The following is a 14944-nucleotide window of genomic DNA, read 5'->3' as shown; positions in this document are numbered from 1 at the left end:
GCCGCCTGCCAGGGCCCGGAGATCCAGCGCTGGATCTCCGTGAACACCCCGTACGGGCGGGACCGCCGCTGTCAGTGCCGCCGTCTAGGGTGCGGTCATGACGAGCCTGCCGCCGCCCGCCCTGTCCCTGTCCGCCGACGACGCACGCCGACTGGCCCTGCGCGCCCAGGGGTTCATCGGCGCACCGGACCGGCGCGGCGGCGTGCGCGGGATGCTCCGCCACCTCGGCGCGGTGCAGCTGGACACCATCTCGGTGCTGGCCCGCTCGCACGAGCTGATCCCGTACGCACGCCTGGGCGCGGTCGGCCGGGACACCGTCGAGAAGGCGTACTGGAGCGACAGCCACGCCTTCGAGTACTGGTCGCACGCCGCCTGCATCCTGCCCATCGAAGAATGGCCGCATTTCGCCTTCAGGCGGCGGGCCCGCCGGGCCCGCGGCCACCGCTGGCACGTCCTGGCGGACAAGGAGCGCTCGACCCGGGCGGTCCTGGACCGACTCGCCGCCGAGGGCCCGCTCACGTCCAGCGAGCTGGGCGGCGCGAAGAACGGCGGCGAGTGGTTCGAGTGGTCCGAGACCAAGATCGCGGTGGAGTGGCTGCTCGACATCGGCGAGGTGGTGTGCACCGAGCGGCGCGGGTGGAAGAGGGTCTACGACCTCGCCGAGCGGGCCGTGCCGGAGGCGCTGTTCCACGACGCCCTGGAGGACCGCGAGTGCCTGCGCCGCCTGGTGGCACTGGCCGGGCACTCCCTGGGCGTGGGCACCCGCGCGGACATCGCCGACTACCACCGCCTCAAGGGGGAGCAGGTGGACTCGGTGATCGCGGACTCCGGTCTGGTCCCGGTCGAGGTGGCGGGCTGGTCCAAGCCCGCCTGGGCGGATCCGAAGGCGCTGGCCTCCGAGCCGCGCGGCCGGCACCGCACCACCCTGCTCTCCCCGTTCGACTCCCTGGTCTGGGACCGGCCGCGGACCGAGCGGATCTTCGGCTTCACGCACCGGCTGGAGGCCTACGTGCCCAAGCCCAAGCGGCTGCACGGGTACTTCGCCATGCCGCTGCTGTCGGGCGGCCGGCTGCTGGGGCGGGTGGACCCGGCCCGGGAGGGGCGCACCCTGGTGGCCCGGCAGGTCTCGCTGGAGTCCCCGGCGGGGGCCCGGCCGATGGCCCGGGCGCTGCGGGAAGCGGCCGAGTGGGTGGGCTGCGACGCGGTGCGCATCGAGCGGACGTCCACCGCGGCCGAGGCCTCGGCCCTGGCCAGCGAGCTGGCGGCTATCTGATCTCCAGGATCTTCTCCCGCATCGCGTAGACCACGGCCTCCATCCGGGAGTGCAGCTGCAGCTTCTCCAGGATGTTGCGCACGTGGTTCTTCACGGTGTTCTCGGAGATGAAGAGCTGCTTGGCGATGTCCCGGTTGTTCATGCCCGTGGCGACGAGCTTCAGGACCTCCAGCTCGCGGTCGGTGAGCCGGGGAGCCGGGACCAGGCGCCGCTCGTCGGTGCGCTGGATCATCGACTTGAACTCGGTGAGCAGCTTGGAGGCCATGGACGGGCTGATCTGCGACTGCCCGTCCGCCACCGCGCGGATGGCGGTGGCCACCTCGTCGGTGGAGATCTCCTTCAGCAGGTAGCCGGTGGCCCCCGCCTTGATGGCGTCGTAGAGGTCGGCCTCCTCGTCGCTGATCGTCAGCATGATGATCTTCGCGGAGGGGGCCACCTCCTTGATCGAGGTGCAGGCCTCGATGCCGCCGCGCCGGGGCATCCGCACGTCCATCAGCACGATGTCGGGCAGCAGGTCGGCGGCCTTGTCCACGGCCTCCGCGCCGTCCCCGGCCTCGCCGACGACCTGGATGTCCTCCTCCTGGGCGAGGACGATCTCCAGGCCGCGCCGGAACAGCGCGTGGTCGTCCACAACCAGCACCCGGATCGGCTCCCCGCCCCGTGCCGGGTGGCGGTCCGCCGCGTCCTCGTCGCGCACCGGCCCGAAGGTGTCCGCCATCGTTCCCCCCTGAAGGCCGTGGCCCCGAAGTCTGCCTGCTGCGCGCCAACCGGTTGCCCGTGCGGGCCGGTTGACTGTCCGCCATGATTCCATGCCGGAGCGGTCCGGCGGTGGGCCCGTGGCTGCATACGAGTGCCCCCGGGGGCGCACGGGGCGCTCCCGGGGGCACCGTCACGGTGTGGATTCCACGGGCTTTCCGGCGGTCAGCCGCCGAGTGCCCCTCCGGCGCCCCGGGCCTCTTCCGAGGTGGAGGCGCTGTCCGCATTCAGGTGAATGACGCCGTAGTCATAAGCGTGGCGCCGGTACACGACGCTGGGCTGCTTGGTGTCGGCGTCGACGAACAGGTAGAAGTCGTGCCCGACCAGTTCCATTTCGTACAGCGCCTGGTCGAGCGTCATGGGTGCGGCCGAGTGCGTCTTCTCGCGGACGATGAGCGGTCCTTCGCCCTGTACTTCCAGCGAGCCGATCCGCGTGGTCGGGATCGTGTCCTCGGCTTCTCCCCGGACGATCTGTCCATTTCCGTTGAGGGTGGCGGCGTCCGGTACGACGTCGGCGACCTCTGCGGCCGAGAGCCGGCCGGCGCCGCGGCGCGTGCCGCGCTTGTCGTGCTGCCTGCGCAGCCTGGCCTCCAGCTTGTCCTGGGCCAGGTCCAGTGCCGCGTACGGGTCCGCGGCGGCCGCCTCGGCCCGGATCACCGGACCACGCGAACGAAGGGTGATCTCCACCCGGTCGGAACGGTCGGCCTGACGCGGGTTGTGCTCCTTGGAGACCTCCACGTCCAGGCTGATCACCTTGGCGTCGAGCTTCTGGATTCTCTCCAGGTTCAGCTTCTCGGCCACGTGCTTGCGGAACCGGTCGGGCACCTCGGTCTTGCGGCCCTTGACGACGATGTCCACGCAGAACTCCGTTCCCGGATTGCTCCGTCCCAGGGACGGAGCGTCTCCCTTTTTGCACCAGACCCCGGTGAGCACCGGAGCCTCGGACTTGGCGACTTTCACCTCCTCCTCCCCCATCGGCAAGATCGCCACCCCACCGACTTCGGAGTCGAGAGACACCTTCGTGACACGAAGATTCCGAAGCACGCGTCCCGAGGCGTGGGGCCCAAGGCTCGCCATTTCCTTACAACCGAACATATCTCGCAACGACGGTTGTCGGCACCCGCTACCGGGACGTACCTCCGTTCAGGTGTGTTTTCCCTCCTACCACCTGCAACGACCCTCGAATCCGATCAGTTCCAATTGTTTTCGAAGGACCTCGAACGCGCCGCGACGACTGCGGCCGACAGGGCCGGGAATCCCCCGTACGGCGCCCTGACCGGCGGCGTTGCCGGAGCCCCCGCCGCACCCGAGACCGCCCGTGCCGCCTCCACCAGGGATGCACCGGTCGTCATGAGATCGTCCACCAGGACCACGGGGCAGCCCGCCAGGAGCCGCGCGCCGCCGGGCCGCACCTCCAGGGCCCCGGCGAGGTTCAGCAGCCGCTCCCGGGCCCCCAGGCCCGCCTGGTCGGCCACCGGCCGCCGCTGCCGCAGCACGTCGGCCACCCGCGCCCGGACCCCCGACCGGCGCAGGGCGTCCGCGGCCGCCAGCGCGATCCGGCGCGCCGGATCGTGCCCGCGCGCCCGCACCGCCCGCCGGGCCGAGGGCACCGGCACGAGGACCACCCCCGCCGGTCCGGCGGGCCCGGCCGCGGCCCGGACGGCACCGGCCAGCGCGCCGCCGAGGGGTCCGGCGAGCCCCAGGACCCCGCGCTCCTTGTGGGCGAGCAGCAGCTCGCGCACCGCCCCGCCGTAGCCGGCGGCCGCGTGCACCTCGGGGAGCCCGGCCGGTTCCGGGCAGGGCCGCACCCGGCGCGGCCCCGCCCCGTACAGCTCCTGCCGGCAGTCCCCGCACACCAGGGAGCGCGGGCTGCCGCAGCCGGCGCAGCACACCGGCAGCACCAGTCCGGCGAGCTCCTGCCACCAGCCCCGCATGCGCCCACTGTGCCCGGCCGCGGGCGGGACCCGCGACCCCTGTGGACAACCACGGGCGCTCCCTTGCGGGAGGCCGCCCGTCAGCCCGGATAGACCGGCGCCTGACCCGGCACGGCCACCGTGCGCCACTGGGCGCCCGGCGGCAGCCAGACGATCCCGTCCTCGTCCGAGAAGGCCACCACCGGCAGCCGGTCGTCCTCCGAGGCCGCGATCGCGCTGACGCCGGTGGCCCCGGAGAGGCTGCCGGAGACCACGACCGACCCGTCGGCCTGCATGTACCGCGCCTGCACCAGGCCGCCGGCCTCCCGGCCGACCACCAGCAGCCGTCCGCGCGAGGCCCAGGAGACCGCCTTGACCTCCTCCATCTGCGGGGCCGCGGGCCGCAGTTCGCGGACCGTGACCGGACCCGCGCCGCCCTTGCCGTCCGGCCGCTCGATGCGCCCGATGTGCAGGGTCTTGCGGCCCTCCCCCCGGGAGATCAGCAGCGCGATGCGGACCCCGTCCGAGGACACCCGCAGGGACTCGATCCGGCCGCCGTCCAGCCCGGCCACGTCCACCCGCTGGGGCTTGCCGGTCCCGCCGGGCAGCAGCCACAGCGTCGGGTCCGCGGGGTTCCGGTCCGCCACCCACAGGTCGCCGAGCGCGTCCCAGCTCGGGGCGGACAGCTTGTTGGCGGCGCTCTTCAGCGCCGGCTCGCCGACCGGGCCGCCCGTGGTCAGGGAGAGCACGTACATCTCGTGCCCGTTCTGCGTGACCACGGCCGCGCGCCGTTCGTCGTGGGCCACCGCCGCCGTGCCGACCTTCAGCCCGGAGCCCACCAGCGGGCCCGGCACCTGCTCGGCCGGCCGCTGGGTGTCCGGGCCCTCGGCGCCGTCGGCGTCGAGCTGCATGCGCACGAGCCGGTGCTCGGTGTCCACGTAGTACTGGTGCTGCGAAGTGCCGGAGAAGCGGTTCGTCTGCGCGGAGGCCTCGTCCACGGTGCACAGCGCGGAGCCGTCGGAGCGGACCAGGTCCACCCGGACCACGCGCGCCGAGGTCAGGTCCCGCGCGGTGAACAGCAGCTGGGTGCCCATCTTCTCGCACTGCTTGGCCGCGACGTTCTCGGCCTTCTCGTTGAGCGGGACCCGCAGGGTGTTCTTCTCGTCGGGGGTCAGCGTCCGCGTGCCCTCCTTGAGGGCGGTGCCGGTCGGGAAGCTGGACGTGACCACCGGGTCCAGCCAGGCCGAGGGCCCTGCGAGCAGCGACTTCACCGTCTGGGTCATCGGGTCCATGAGGGACTCGGGGTCCTGCCGCTGCCGGACGTAGACGGGGTCGGCGACGAGCATCCCGGAGGCGAAGTAGTACTTGTTGACCGACTTGAAGATGCGCTGGAAGTCGGACTCGCCGAGGACCAGGCCGTCGGGCAGGTCGGCGATGCGCCACTGCCCGTCCTTCTCGACGAGCTGGAGCTGCGCCTCGTAGCGGCCCCCGCGGGTCTCGGGCTGGTAGGCGCTGCGCGCGTCCACGGTGGCGAGCTTCTTGCCGGTCAGCTCGAACTGCTTGCCGAGGATCTCCTTCTCGGGGCCGCGGACCGGGGTGACCTGCCGGCTGCTGGGGCCGGAGGAGAGCACGGTGATGCCGGAGCCCGGCTTCCACTTCGCCGCGGCCTCCTTGGTCAGGTACTGCCGGGCGGTGGCCAGCTGCGGGTCGTCGCTGGTCATGGCCTCCAGGAAGCCGTAGACGATGTCGGACGGCGAGGCCTTGTCCGGCGGTGGCACGGCGAAGACCCGCACCTGTGAGTCCACCCCGTGGGCCGCGTCCACCTGCTGCACGTCCCCGCTGCCGGGCATGGAGGCGCAGCCGGCGAGCAGCACGGCGCCGCTCGCGAGGACCACGGAGGTACGCAGGACCCGCCCGCGGGGTCCGGCGCCGGCGCGGCGCCCCGCAGGACGGCCGGCACCGGCGGCGCGGCCGGGGCCGTCCGCGCCGGACGCCTCGTCCGCACGGTCCGCACGTGCCGTCGGGGCCGTCGGGGCCGTCCTGGCCGTCGGCTCGGTCCCGTCGATCCCGTCCTCGAACTCAGCGTCCACCTGCGTAGTCCTCCCGGTCCGTGCGCTCGGCCGCGGCCGCGGTCCCGGCCGGGGCCGCACCGGCGGTCCCGGCCTGCCCGGCCCCGCCGGCCTCCCCGTCTCCCGCCGGAGCCCTGCCCGTCCTGCTGCCCGCCGCCGCGTCGGCGCCGCCCGCACCGGCCCCCGGAGCCACCGCCCCCGGAGCGGCACTCGAAACCGCACCCCGAGCAGCCCCGGCGGCCGTCCCCGGCTCGGCCGGCCGGGCCACCACCCGCGCCCCGTTGCCCGGCAGGGCCGTCGGGTCGGCGGGCACGGCCGTGGCCACCGCGGTGCGCGGCGGTATCGGCGACCGCCCCGCCGCGCCCCGCTCGCCGTGGTGCGGAGCGGGCACCGGACCGCGCCGGCCCGCCTCGGCCCGTTCGGCCTCGGCGTCCGCCTGCGCCCGGGCCCGGGCCGCCCGGGAGTCCTCGGGCTCCAGCGGGATCGGCGATCCGCGCAGCGGCTCGTCGGCGGTGCGCGGCAGGGTCAGGCGGAACTGCGAGCCGCCGCCGGGCTCGCCCCAGGCCTGGAGCCAGCCGCCGTGCAGCCGGGCGTCCTCGACGGCGATCGACAGCCCGAGGCCGGTGCCGCCGGTGGTGCGGGCGCGGGCCGGGTCGGCCCGCCAGAAGCGGTTGAACACGCGGGTGGCCTCGCCTGGCTTGAGGCCCACGCCGTAGTCGCGCACGGCGACCGCGACGGCCCCGCCGGCGGAGGCCAGCCGTACCACCACGTCCCGGCCCTCGCCGTGCTCGACGGCGTTGACGACCAGGTTGCGCAGCACCCGCTCGACCCGCCGGGCATCGGCCTCGGCCACCACCGGCTGGGTGTCGCCGAGCACCCGGATCCGGGTCCCCTTGCGCTCCGCCAGCGGCTCGGCCGCGTCGATGACCCGGCGCACCACGTCCCGCAGGTCGATCGGCTCGGCCTCCAGGGCCGCCGCACCCGCGTCGAAGCGGCTGATCTCCAGCAGGTCGGCGAGCAGCGACTCGAAGCGGTCCAGCTGCCCGACGAGCAGTTCCGCGGAGCGGGCCGTCACCGGGTCGAAGTCGTCCTTGGAGTCGTGGATGACATCGGCCGCCATGCGTACCGTCGTCAGCGGGGTGCGCAGCTCGTGCGAGACGTCGGAGACGAACCGCCGCTGCATCCGGGACAGGTCCTCCAGCTGCTGGATCTTGTGCTGGAGGTTCTGCGCCATCTTGTTGAAGGCCTCGCCGAGGCGGGCGATGTCGTCCTCGCCGCTGACCTTCATGCGCTCCTGCAGGCGCCCGGCCGAGAGCCGTTCGGCGATCCCGGCGGCCATCCGCACCGGCGTGACCACCTGCCGTACGACGAACCAGGCGATCGCCCCGAGCAGCACGACCACGAACAGGCCGGCCGTCGCGACGGTGCCCTTGACCAGGTTGAGGGACTCCTCCTCCTGGCTCAGCGGGAAGAGGTAGTAGAGGTGGTACGGGTCGCCGTTGATGTCCGTCAGGCGCTTGCCGACGATCAGCGCGGCCTCCGGCGACCTGTCCTCGCCCTCGCTGTAGCGGATCTTCGAGAAGGTCTGGTAGGCGCCGACCCCGTGGTCCACCTCGCGGCGCAGCTCGACCGGGATGCTGGCGGTGGGGTCCACGCCGCCGGACGCACGCGCTCCGCGTACGCCGGAGCCGGTGTCGCCGGTGCCGGCCCCGAGCGCGACCACGTCGAAGGCGCTCTGGCCGCCGCTGGAGAGCTGCTCGACGAGGTTGTTCATCCAGGCGGTGGCGTTCCGCCCGGTCTTCCCGTCGGCGGCGGCGCTCTGCCCGTCCGCCGTCGGCGGGGTGTTGGCCTTCTCCTGGGCGACGGCGAACCCGCCGGCCGCCTGGCTCTGCGCGGCCTGCTGCTTGGCCTCGAGGAGGCCGTTGCGCACCTGGCCGATGACCACGAAGCCGAGCAGCAGGACCACGCCGAGCGACATCAGGAGGGTGCCGGCGACCACGCGGAGCTGCAGGTTGCGCCGCCACATCCGCATCGCGGGCAGCAGCGGCCTGCGGAGCAGGCGGACGAAGAGGCGCAGTACGGGGCCGCCGGGTGCTCGGTCCTGGAGCAGCCGGCCGCCCCGCAGGGGCCTGCCGGAGGACATGTCAGCTCGGTCCGGCCTTGTAACCGACACCGCGGACGGTCACGACGATCTCCGGGCGCTCCGGGTCCTTCTCGACCTTCGAGCGCAGCCGCTGTACGTGGACGTTGACCAGGCGGGTGTCCGCCGCGTGCCGGTAGCCCCAGACCTGCTCCAGGAGCACCTCGCGGGTGAAGACCTGCCAGGGCTTGCGGGCGAGCGCGACCAGCAGGTCGAACTCCAGCGGGGTCAGCGCGATGGCGGACCCGTCCCGCTTGACCGAGTGCCCGGCCACGTCGATGACCAGGTCGCCGATGGTGAGCTGCTCGGGCGCGGGCTCCTCGGAGCGGCGCAGCCGGGCCCGGATCCGGGCGACCAGCTCCTTCGGCTTGAACGGCTTGACGATGTAGTCGTCGGCACCGGACTCCAGGCCCACGACCACGTCGACGGTGTCGCTCTTGGCCGTGAGCATGACGATCGGCACTCCGGACTCGGCTCGGATCAGCCTGCAGACCTCTATGCCGTCCCGTCCGGGCAGCATGAGGTCGAGCAGCACGAGATCGGGCTTGGCCTCTCGGAAAGCCGCCAGTGCCTTGTCGCCGTCCGCGACGAACGACGGTTCAAAACCTTCTCCACGCAGCACAATGCCGAGCATCTCGGCCAGCGCGGTGTCGTCGTCGACGACAAGGACGCGTCCCTTCATGGTTGACATCATCCCATTAGCTAATCGTTACCCGGCGGTGAGCTGGCACACAGAAGGGCAAGGAGGGGTTCCGGTTCCGTTGCCCGCGGTGATCCGGCCCTCAGTCTGCCCCGTCCGGCGGTGACAATTGAAGGTGCCGGGTAAAGCCGCCCGGAGGGGCAGGAGCGCCACAAGGGGCCGCAGGGGCCGGTCCGCCCGGGGAACCCGCATGGCACGATGGCAGCCGACCAGCGCCCCGCCCCCGTACGGGCACACGAAGGAGCGACGATGAACGACTCTCCGGGCTGGGCTTCGCCCGGATCCTCCCCCTCCGACGGCGAGCGGCCCGACGCGGCCGCCCCCGCCGCCCCGGACGGCACCCCCGCCCCCGGTCCGGACGGTACGGGCACCGGCCCGGCCGCGTCCGGCCCGAAGTGGTCGAAGGAGCAGCCGCCCCCGGGTCGGTGGAGCGCCCCCGGACCCGGAGGCGCCGCGCCCGGTCCCGTCCCCGGAGGTCCCGCCCCGCAGCCGCCGCAGACCCCGCAGGGCTGGGGCAGCCCGTACCCCGGCGGCTCCCCGCAGGGCGGCGGCTGGGGCGCCGGCCCCGGCCGGGCCTGGGGCGCACCCCCGGCCGCCAAGCCGGGCGTGATCCCGCTGCGGCCGCTGGCCGTCGGCGAGATCCTCGACGGCGCGGTCACCACCATGCGCGAGCACTGGCGCACGGTCCTCGGGATCACCCTCGCCTTCGCCGTGGTCACGCAGCTCGCGATCACCCTGGTCCAGGGCTTCTTCTTCGAGAACGCCGCCACGACCCCCGCCGACCCGGACGACCTGGGTGCGCTGGCCGACCAGATGGGCGCGAACCTCGCCGCGAGCGGCATCGCCCAGGTGATCACCCTGATCGGGACGGTCATCGCGACGGCCACCCTGACCATGGTCTTCAGCCGGGCCGTGCTCGGCCAGTCCTCGTCGATCGGCCCGGTCTGGCGCGAGGCCCGCCCGCAGCTGCTCAAGCTCGCCGGCCTGACCCTGCTGCTCGCCCTGATGGGCCTGACCGTCCTCGCGGTGGGCATCCTGCCGGGCGCCCTGGCCCGCAGCTGGGGCCTGGGCATCGCCGGCTTCCTCGCCGCCCTGCTGGTCGCGATCTGGCTCTGGGTCCGCTTCACGCTCGCCTCCCCGGCCCTGATGCTGGAGAAGCAGACCGTGCTGAAGGCCCTGGGCCGCTCGGCGAAGCTGGTACGCGGCTCCTGGTGGCGGGTCTTCGGCATCTCGATGCTGGTGCAGGTCCTGACCAGCATCGTCGCGGGCATCATCATCCTGCCGTTCACGTTCATCGCGATGGCGGTCACCGGCGGCGGGATGGCCGGGATCGCGAACGGCACCGCCGCCTTCGGCTGGGGCTTCCTCGTCATCTCCGCGATCGGCGCGGTCATCGCCCTGACGATCACCATGCCGATCAACGCCGGCGTGACCGTCCTGCTCTACATCGACCAGCGCATCCGCCGCGAGGCCCTCGACCTGGAACTGGCCCGGGCGGCCGGCCTCCAGAACTACGGCGGGCCCGCGCCCTCCGCTCACGGGGGCTGATGCCGCGGTGGCCACGACGGGGGGACCGATCGCGCACGCAACCGCCCTGCTGCCGGGCGTCACCGGCGACGGCAGCACACCGCCGGTGACGATCCCGCGCGGCCCCGCCCGCGAGGCGGCGGAGCGCGAGCTGTCCAAGGCGGTCTACCACGAGAACGACCCGAGCCTCTTCCAGCGGGCCCTGGACGCCCTCTGGGAGTGGATCGGCGACCTCCTCGGCTCGGCCGCCGGGGCCACGCCGGGCGGCGCCCTCGGACTGGTCGCGGTCGTGCTCCTGGCCGCCCTCCTGATCACCGCCCTGTGGTGGCGGCTCGGCACCCCGCACCGCGCCGCCGCCCGCCCGGCCGCCCTCTTCACCCAGGGCCCGCGCAGCGCCGCCGAACACCGCGCCGCCGCCGAGTCCCACGCCGCCGCGGGCCGCTGGACCGAAGCCTCCCAGGAACGCATGCGCGCCATCGTCCGCGCCCTGGAGGAACGCACCCTCCTCACCGACCGCCCCGGCCGCACGGCCGACGAGGCCGCCGCAGAAGCCGCCACCGCCCTCCCGGCCCACGCCACGGCCCTGCACGAGGCAGCCCGCACCTTCGACGCCCTCACCTACGGCGGCCACCCCGCCACCCCCACCACCTACGAATCCCTCACGTCCCTGGACACCACCCTCACCCGCACCACCCCCACCCTCCAGGCGCGGCCCTCATGACGAACCCAGCCGAGGCCCACGTTCCAGCCCGCCCGGCCCATGAAGGCACCTCCGCCCGGACCGCACCCGAACAGCCGGCCCGCCCGGCGTTCGAGGGCACGGGGGTCCGGGGCGGAGCCCCGGGAAACGGCGAAGGAGCGGGCAGGGGACCAGCCCCGCAGGGCAACGCCCGGCACACCCTCTGGCACCGCACCCGCGGCCCCCTGCTCGCCCTGGCCATCCTCCTCCTCACCGCACTCACCCTCGCCGCCCTCCAGTCCGGCCAATCCCACGGCCGCCTGGACCCCCGCTCCGCCGACCCCCAGGGCACCCGCGCCCTCGCCACCCTCCTCTCCGAGCGCGGCGTCAGCACGAGGGTCGTGACGACGACCCGCCAGGCCGTGGCGGCAGCCGCCCCCGACACCACCCTCCTCGTCACCGACCCCGCCCTCCTCGGCACCTCCCAGCTGACCTCCCTCAAGACCGCCATGGACCTGTCGGGCGGCCGCACGGTCCTCCTGGCCCCCGGCCGCACGGCAGTCCGAGCCCTGGCCCCCGGCGTCACCGCACACCCCCCGGCCGGCCCCGACCTGCTCTCCCCCGGCTGCCCCCTCCCGGCCGCCGCCTCCGCCGGCCGCGCCGAGACGGGCGGCGGCCTCCGGTACGCCACCGGCCTGCCCGGCGCCGTCGGCTGCTACTCCGCCGACGCCACCCCCACGCTCCTCACCCTGCCCCGCCCCGGCCACCCGGCCGACCCGGAAGCCGCGGAACACGACGGAGCCCCAGCCGGCCACGGAGCCCCGGACACCGTCCTCCTCGGCTCCCCCGCCCCCCTCTTCAACGAACGCCTCGCCGAGGAGGGCAACGCCTCCCTCGCCCTCCAACTCCTCGGCACCCGACCCACCCTGGTCTGGTACCTGCCGTCCCTGGACGACCCCGCCCTCACCGAGGCCCCGGCCGCCGAGCGCACCTTCTTCGACCTCATCCCCGACGGCTGGTCCTGGGCCCTGCTCCAGCTCGCCGTCGCCGCCGTCCTCGCGGCGATCTGGCGCGCCCGCCGCCTCGGCCCGCTGGTCACCGAGCGCCTTCCCGTGGCCATCCGCGCCTCCGAGGCCGCCGAGGGCCGGGCCCGCCTGTACCGCGCCGCAGGCGCCCGCGACCGCGCCGCCGCCGTACTGCGCGCCGCCGTCCGCACCCGACTGGCCGCCCTGCTCGGCGTACCCCCCGGCCAGGCCCACGACCCGGCGGCCCTGCTGCCCGCCGTGGCCGCGGTGACGGCCCCGCCCGGCCCGGGCCGGGACCCCGCCGCCCTCCTCTTCGGAACCGCCCCCGCCGACGACGCGGCCCTCGTCGCGCTCGCCGACCAACTCGACGCCCTCGAAAGAGAGGTCCGTACCTCATGACGGCCCAGCCCGCCGACCCCGCGGCCACCCCGGACACCACGGCCGCCCCGGACGGCCCGGCCCGCGCCCGCGCCTCCCTGGAGGCCCTGCGCGCCGAGATCGGAAAGGCCGTCGTCGGCCAGGACCCCGCCGTCACCGGGCTCGTCGTCGCCCTTCTGTGCCGCGGCCACGTCCTCCTCGAAGGCGTGCCCGGCGTGGCGAAGACCCTCCTGGTCCGCGCCCTCGCCGCCTCCCTCGCACTGGACACCAAGCGGGTGCAGTTCACCCCCGACCTGATGCCGAGCGACATCACCGGCTCCCTCGTCTACGACGCCCGCACCGCCGAGTTCTCCTTCCAGGAGGGCCCGGTGTTCACGAACCTGCTCCTGGCCGACGAGATCAACCGCACCCCTCCCAAGACCCAGTCCGCCCTGCTGGAGGCCATGGAGGAGCGCCAGGTCACCGTGGACGGCATGCCCCGCGCACTGCCGGACCCGTTCCTCGTCGCCGCCACCCAGAACCCGCTCGAGTACGAGGGCACCTACCCGCTCCCCGAGGCCCAGCTGGACCGCTTCCTCCTGAAGCTGACCGTCCCGCTGCCCGGCCGCCAGGAGGAGATCGACGTGCTGACCCGGCACGCCGCCGGATTCAACCCCCGGGACCTGCGCGCCGCCGGGGTCCGCCCCGTGGCCGGCCCCGCCGACCTGGAGGCCGCCCGGCAGGCCGTCGCCAAGACCACGGTCTCCCCCGAGATCGCCGGCTACGTCGTGGACGTCTGCCGCGCCACCCGCGAGTCCCCCTCCCTCCTCCTGGGGGTCTCCCCGCGCGGCGCCACCGCCCTCCTGTCCACGGCCCGCGCCTGGGCCTGGCTGACCGGCCGCGACTACGTCATCCCCGACGACGTGAAGGCTTTGGCCCTGCCCACCCTCCGCCACCGCGTCCAGCTGCGCCCCGAGGCGGAGATGGAGGGGGTCACCGCGGACTCGGTCATCACCGCGATCCTCAACCACGTCCCCGTGCCCCGCTGATGGCGCTCACCGGACGCGCCGCGCTGCTGGCGGCACTCGGCACCCTGCCGGTCGGCCTGCTGGAACCCGGCTGGACCGGGATCCTCGCCGTCAACGGCCCGCTGGCCCTCGCCTGCGCCTGCGACTACGCGCTCGCCGCCCCGGTACGGTCCCTCCGCCTGGCCCGCTCCGGTGACACCTCCGTACGGCTCGGCGAGCCCGCCGAGGTCCGGCTGACGGTCGCCAACCCCGGCAGCCGACCCCTGCGCGCCCGGCTGCGGGACGCCTGGCCGCCCAGCAGCTGGCTGCCCGGCACCGAGGCCGAGGCGTCCCGGCACCGGTTGACGGTCCCGCCGGGCGAGCGCCGCATGGTGACCACCCGGCTGCTCCCCACCCGCCGCGGCGACCGCCGGGCCGCCCGGGTCACCATCCGCTCGTACGGGCCCCTGGGCCTGCTGGCCCGTCAGGGCAGCCACGAGGTCCCCTGGACGGTCCGCGTCCTGCCGCCCTTCACCAGCCGCAAGCACCTGCCGTCCAAACTGGCCCGGCTCCGCGAACTCGACGGCCGCACCAGCGTGCTGACCCGCGGCGAGGGCACCGAGTTCGACAGCCTGCGGGACTACGTGCCGGGCGACGACACCCGCTCGATCGACTGGCGGGCCACCGCCCGACGGCACAAGGTCGCGGTCCGCACCTGGCGCCCCGAACGCGACCGGCACATCCTCATCTGCCTGGACACCGGCCGTACGTCGGCGGGCCGGGTCGGGGACGCCCCCCGCCTGGACTCGGCGATGGACGCGGCCCTGCTGCTGGCGGCGCTGGCCTCCCGGGCCGGCGACCGCGTGGACCTGCTGGCCCACGACCGCCGGGTACGCGCCCAGGTGCAGGGCCGCGCCGCCCGCGACCTGCTCCCCGCCCTCGTCAACGCCATGGCCCCGCTGGAGCCGGAACTCGTCGAGACGGACGCCCGCACGATGGTCTCCACGATCCTCACGAGCGCCCCGCGCCGCTCCTTGGTGGTCCTGCTGACCAGCCTGGACGCAGCGCCCATCGAGGAGGGCCTGCTCCCGGTCCTCCCGCAGCTGACCCAGCGCCACACCGTCCTCCTGGCCGCCGTGGCCGATCCGCACATCGAGCGCATGGCGGGCTCACGCGGTTCCGCCGAGGCCGTCTACGAGGCCGCTGCGGGCGCCCAGGCCCAGGAACAGCGCCGCCGTACGGCCGACCAGCTCGCCCGGCACGGGGTCACGGTCGTCGACGCCACACCCGACCAGCTCGCCCCGGCCCTCGCCGATGCCTATCTCGCGCTGAAGGCCGCCGGCCGCCTCTGACCGGAAACACAAAAGGCCCCCGCGAGGGGGCCTTTTCCGATCTCCCGACTGGGCCGTAAACGCAGAAAAGCCCCGCACCAGAAGGTGCGGGGCTTTCCCACAATGATTGTTCGGCGGCGTCCTACTCTCCCACAGGGTCCCCCCTG

General features: G+C 74.4%; 12 protein-coding genes. 6 read left to right on the top strand and 6 right to left on the bottom strand.

Translation table 11 applies throughout. The annotated features are described in order from the left end of the window. The first annotated feature begins 97 nt into the window (after positions 1 to 97). A complete protein-coding gene (locus tag ACZ407_RS32475) occupies positions 98 to 1273 on the top strand; it encodes a winged helix-turn-helix domain-containing protein (RefSeq protein ID WP_468134677.1) in 1176 nt (391 codons plus the stop codon). Here the strand turns inward: ACZ407_RS32475 and ACZ407_RS32470 are convergent. From ACZ407_RS32470 to mtrA, 6 genes are all read right to left on the bottom strand, one after another. After that, a complete protein-coding gene (locus ACZ407_RS32470) occupies positions 1266 to 1991 on the bottom strand; it encodes a response regulator (protein ID WP_468134675.1) in 726 nt (241 codons plus the stop codon). The genes ACZ407_RS32475 and ACZ407_RS32470 overlap by 8 nt on opposite strands. 203 nt (positions 1992 to 2194) lie before the next feature. Then, positions 2195 to 2887, bottom strand: coding sequence for a ribosome hibernation-promoting factor, HPF/YfiA family (gene hpf / locus ACZ407_RS32465; RefSeq protein WP_468134674.1), 693 nt, complete (start codon positions 2885 to 2887; stop codon positions 2195 to 2197). A gap of 332 nt (positions 2888 to 3219) precedes the next feature. Then, positions 3220 to 3963, bottom strand: coding sequence for a ComF family protein (locus ACZ407_RS32460; RefSeq protein WP_468134673.1), 744 nt, complete (start codon positions 3961 to 3963; stop codon positions 3220 to 3222). 80 nt (positions 3964 to 4043) lie between these two features. Beyond that, positions 4044 to 5792 carry an LpqB family beta-propeller domain-containing protein gene (locus ACZ407_RS32455; protein WP_468134754.1) on the bottom strand — a complete coding sequence of 583 codons (1749 nt, stop codon included), beginning with the start codon at positions 5790 to 5792 and terminating at the stop codon, positions 4044 to 4046. A gap of 229 nt (positions 5793 to 6021) precedes the next feature. Beyond that, positions 6022 to 8154, bottom strand: a complete 2133-nt coding sequence (gene mtrB / locus ACZ407_RS32450; protein ID WP_468134672.1) for an MtrAB system histidine kinase MtrB — start codon at positions 8152 to 8154, stop codon at positions 6022 to 6024. A gap of 1 nt (position 8155) precedes the next feature. Next, positions 8156 to 8845: a two-component system response regulator MtrA gene (gene mtrA, locus ACZ407_RS32445; RefSeq protein ID WP_468134671.1), complete on the bottom strand. Its 690-nt coding sequence runs from the start codon at positions 8843 to 8845 to the stop codon at positions 8156 to 8158. 255 nt (positions 8846 to 9100) lie between these two features. Here mtrA and ACZ407_RS32440 point away from each other — a divergent pair, with 255 nt between their 5' ends. The 5 genes from ACZ407_RS32440 to ACZ407_RS32420 are packed head-to-tail and all read left to right on the top strand — an operon-like array spanning position 9101 to position 14798. Further along, a complete protein-coding gene (locus tag ACZ407_RS32440; protein WP_468134670.1) occupies positions 9101 to 10399 on the top strand; it encodes a DUF7847 domain-containing protein in 1299 nt (432 codons plus the stop codon). A 7-nt stretch (positions 10400 to 10406) separates the two neighbouring features. Continuing rightward, the gene (locus tag ACZ407_RS32435; RefSeq protein ID WP_468134669.1) at positions 10407 to 11099 is read left to right on the top strand and encodes a DUF4129 domain-containing protein; all 693 of its coding nucleotides are present in this window, start codon (positions 10407 to 10409) and stop codon (positions 11097 to 11099) included. After that, complete coding sequence (locus ACZ407_RS32430; protein ID WP_468134667.1) at positions 11096 to 12481, top strand: DUF4350 domain-containing protein; 1386 nt, start codon at positions 11096 to 11098, stop codon at positions 12479 to 12481. The genes ACZ407_RS32435 and ACZ407_RS32430 overlap by 4 nt, the downstream gene beginning before the upstream one ends. Further along, positions 12478 to 13488 (top strand): AAA family ATPase, encoded by a 1011-nt coding sequence (locus tag ACZ407_RS32425; protein ID WP_468134665.1) that lies wholly within the window; start codon positions 12478 to 12480, stop codon positions 13486 to 13488. The genes ACZ407_RS32430 and ACZ407_RS32425 overlap by 4 nt, the downstream gene beginning before the upstream one ends. Continuing rightward, entirely contained in the window at positions 13488 to 14798 is a 1311-nt protein-coding gene (locus tag ACZ407_RS32420) for a DUF58 domain-containing protein (RefSeq protein ID WP_468134663.1), read from the top strand. The genes ACZ407_RS32425 and ACZ407_RS32420 overlap by 1 nt, the downstream gene beginning before the upstream one ends. The last annotated feature ends 146 nt before the right edge of the window (positions 14799 to 14944 follow it).

It is taken from the genome of Streptomyces sp. NPDC030809, from assembly GCF_055572195.1.
This window is presented reverse-complemented; position numbering and strand designations above follow the sequence as displayed.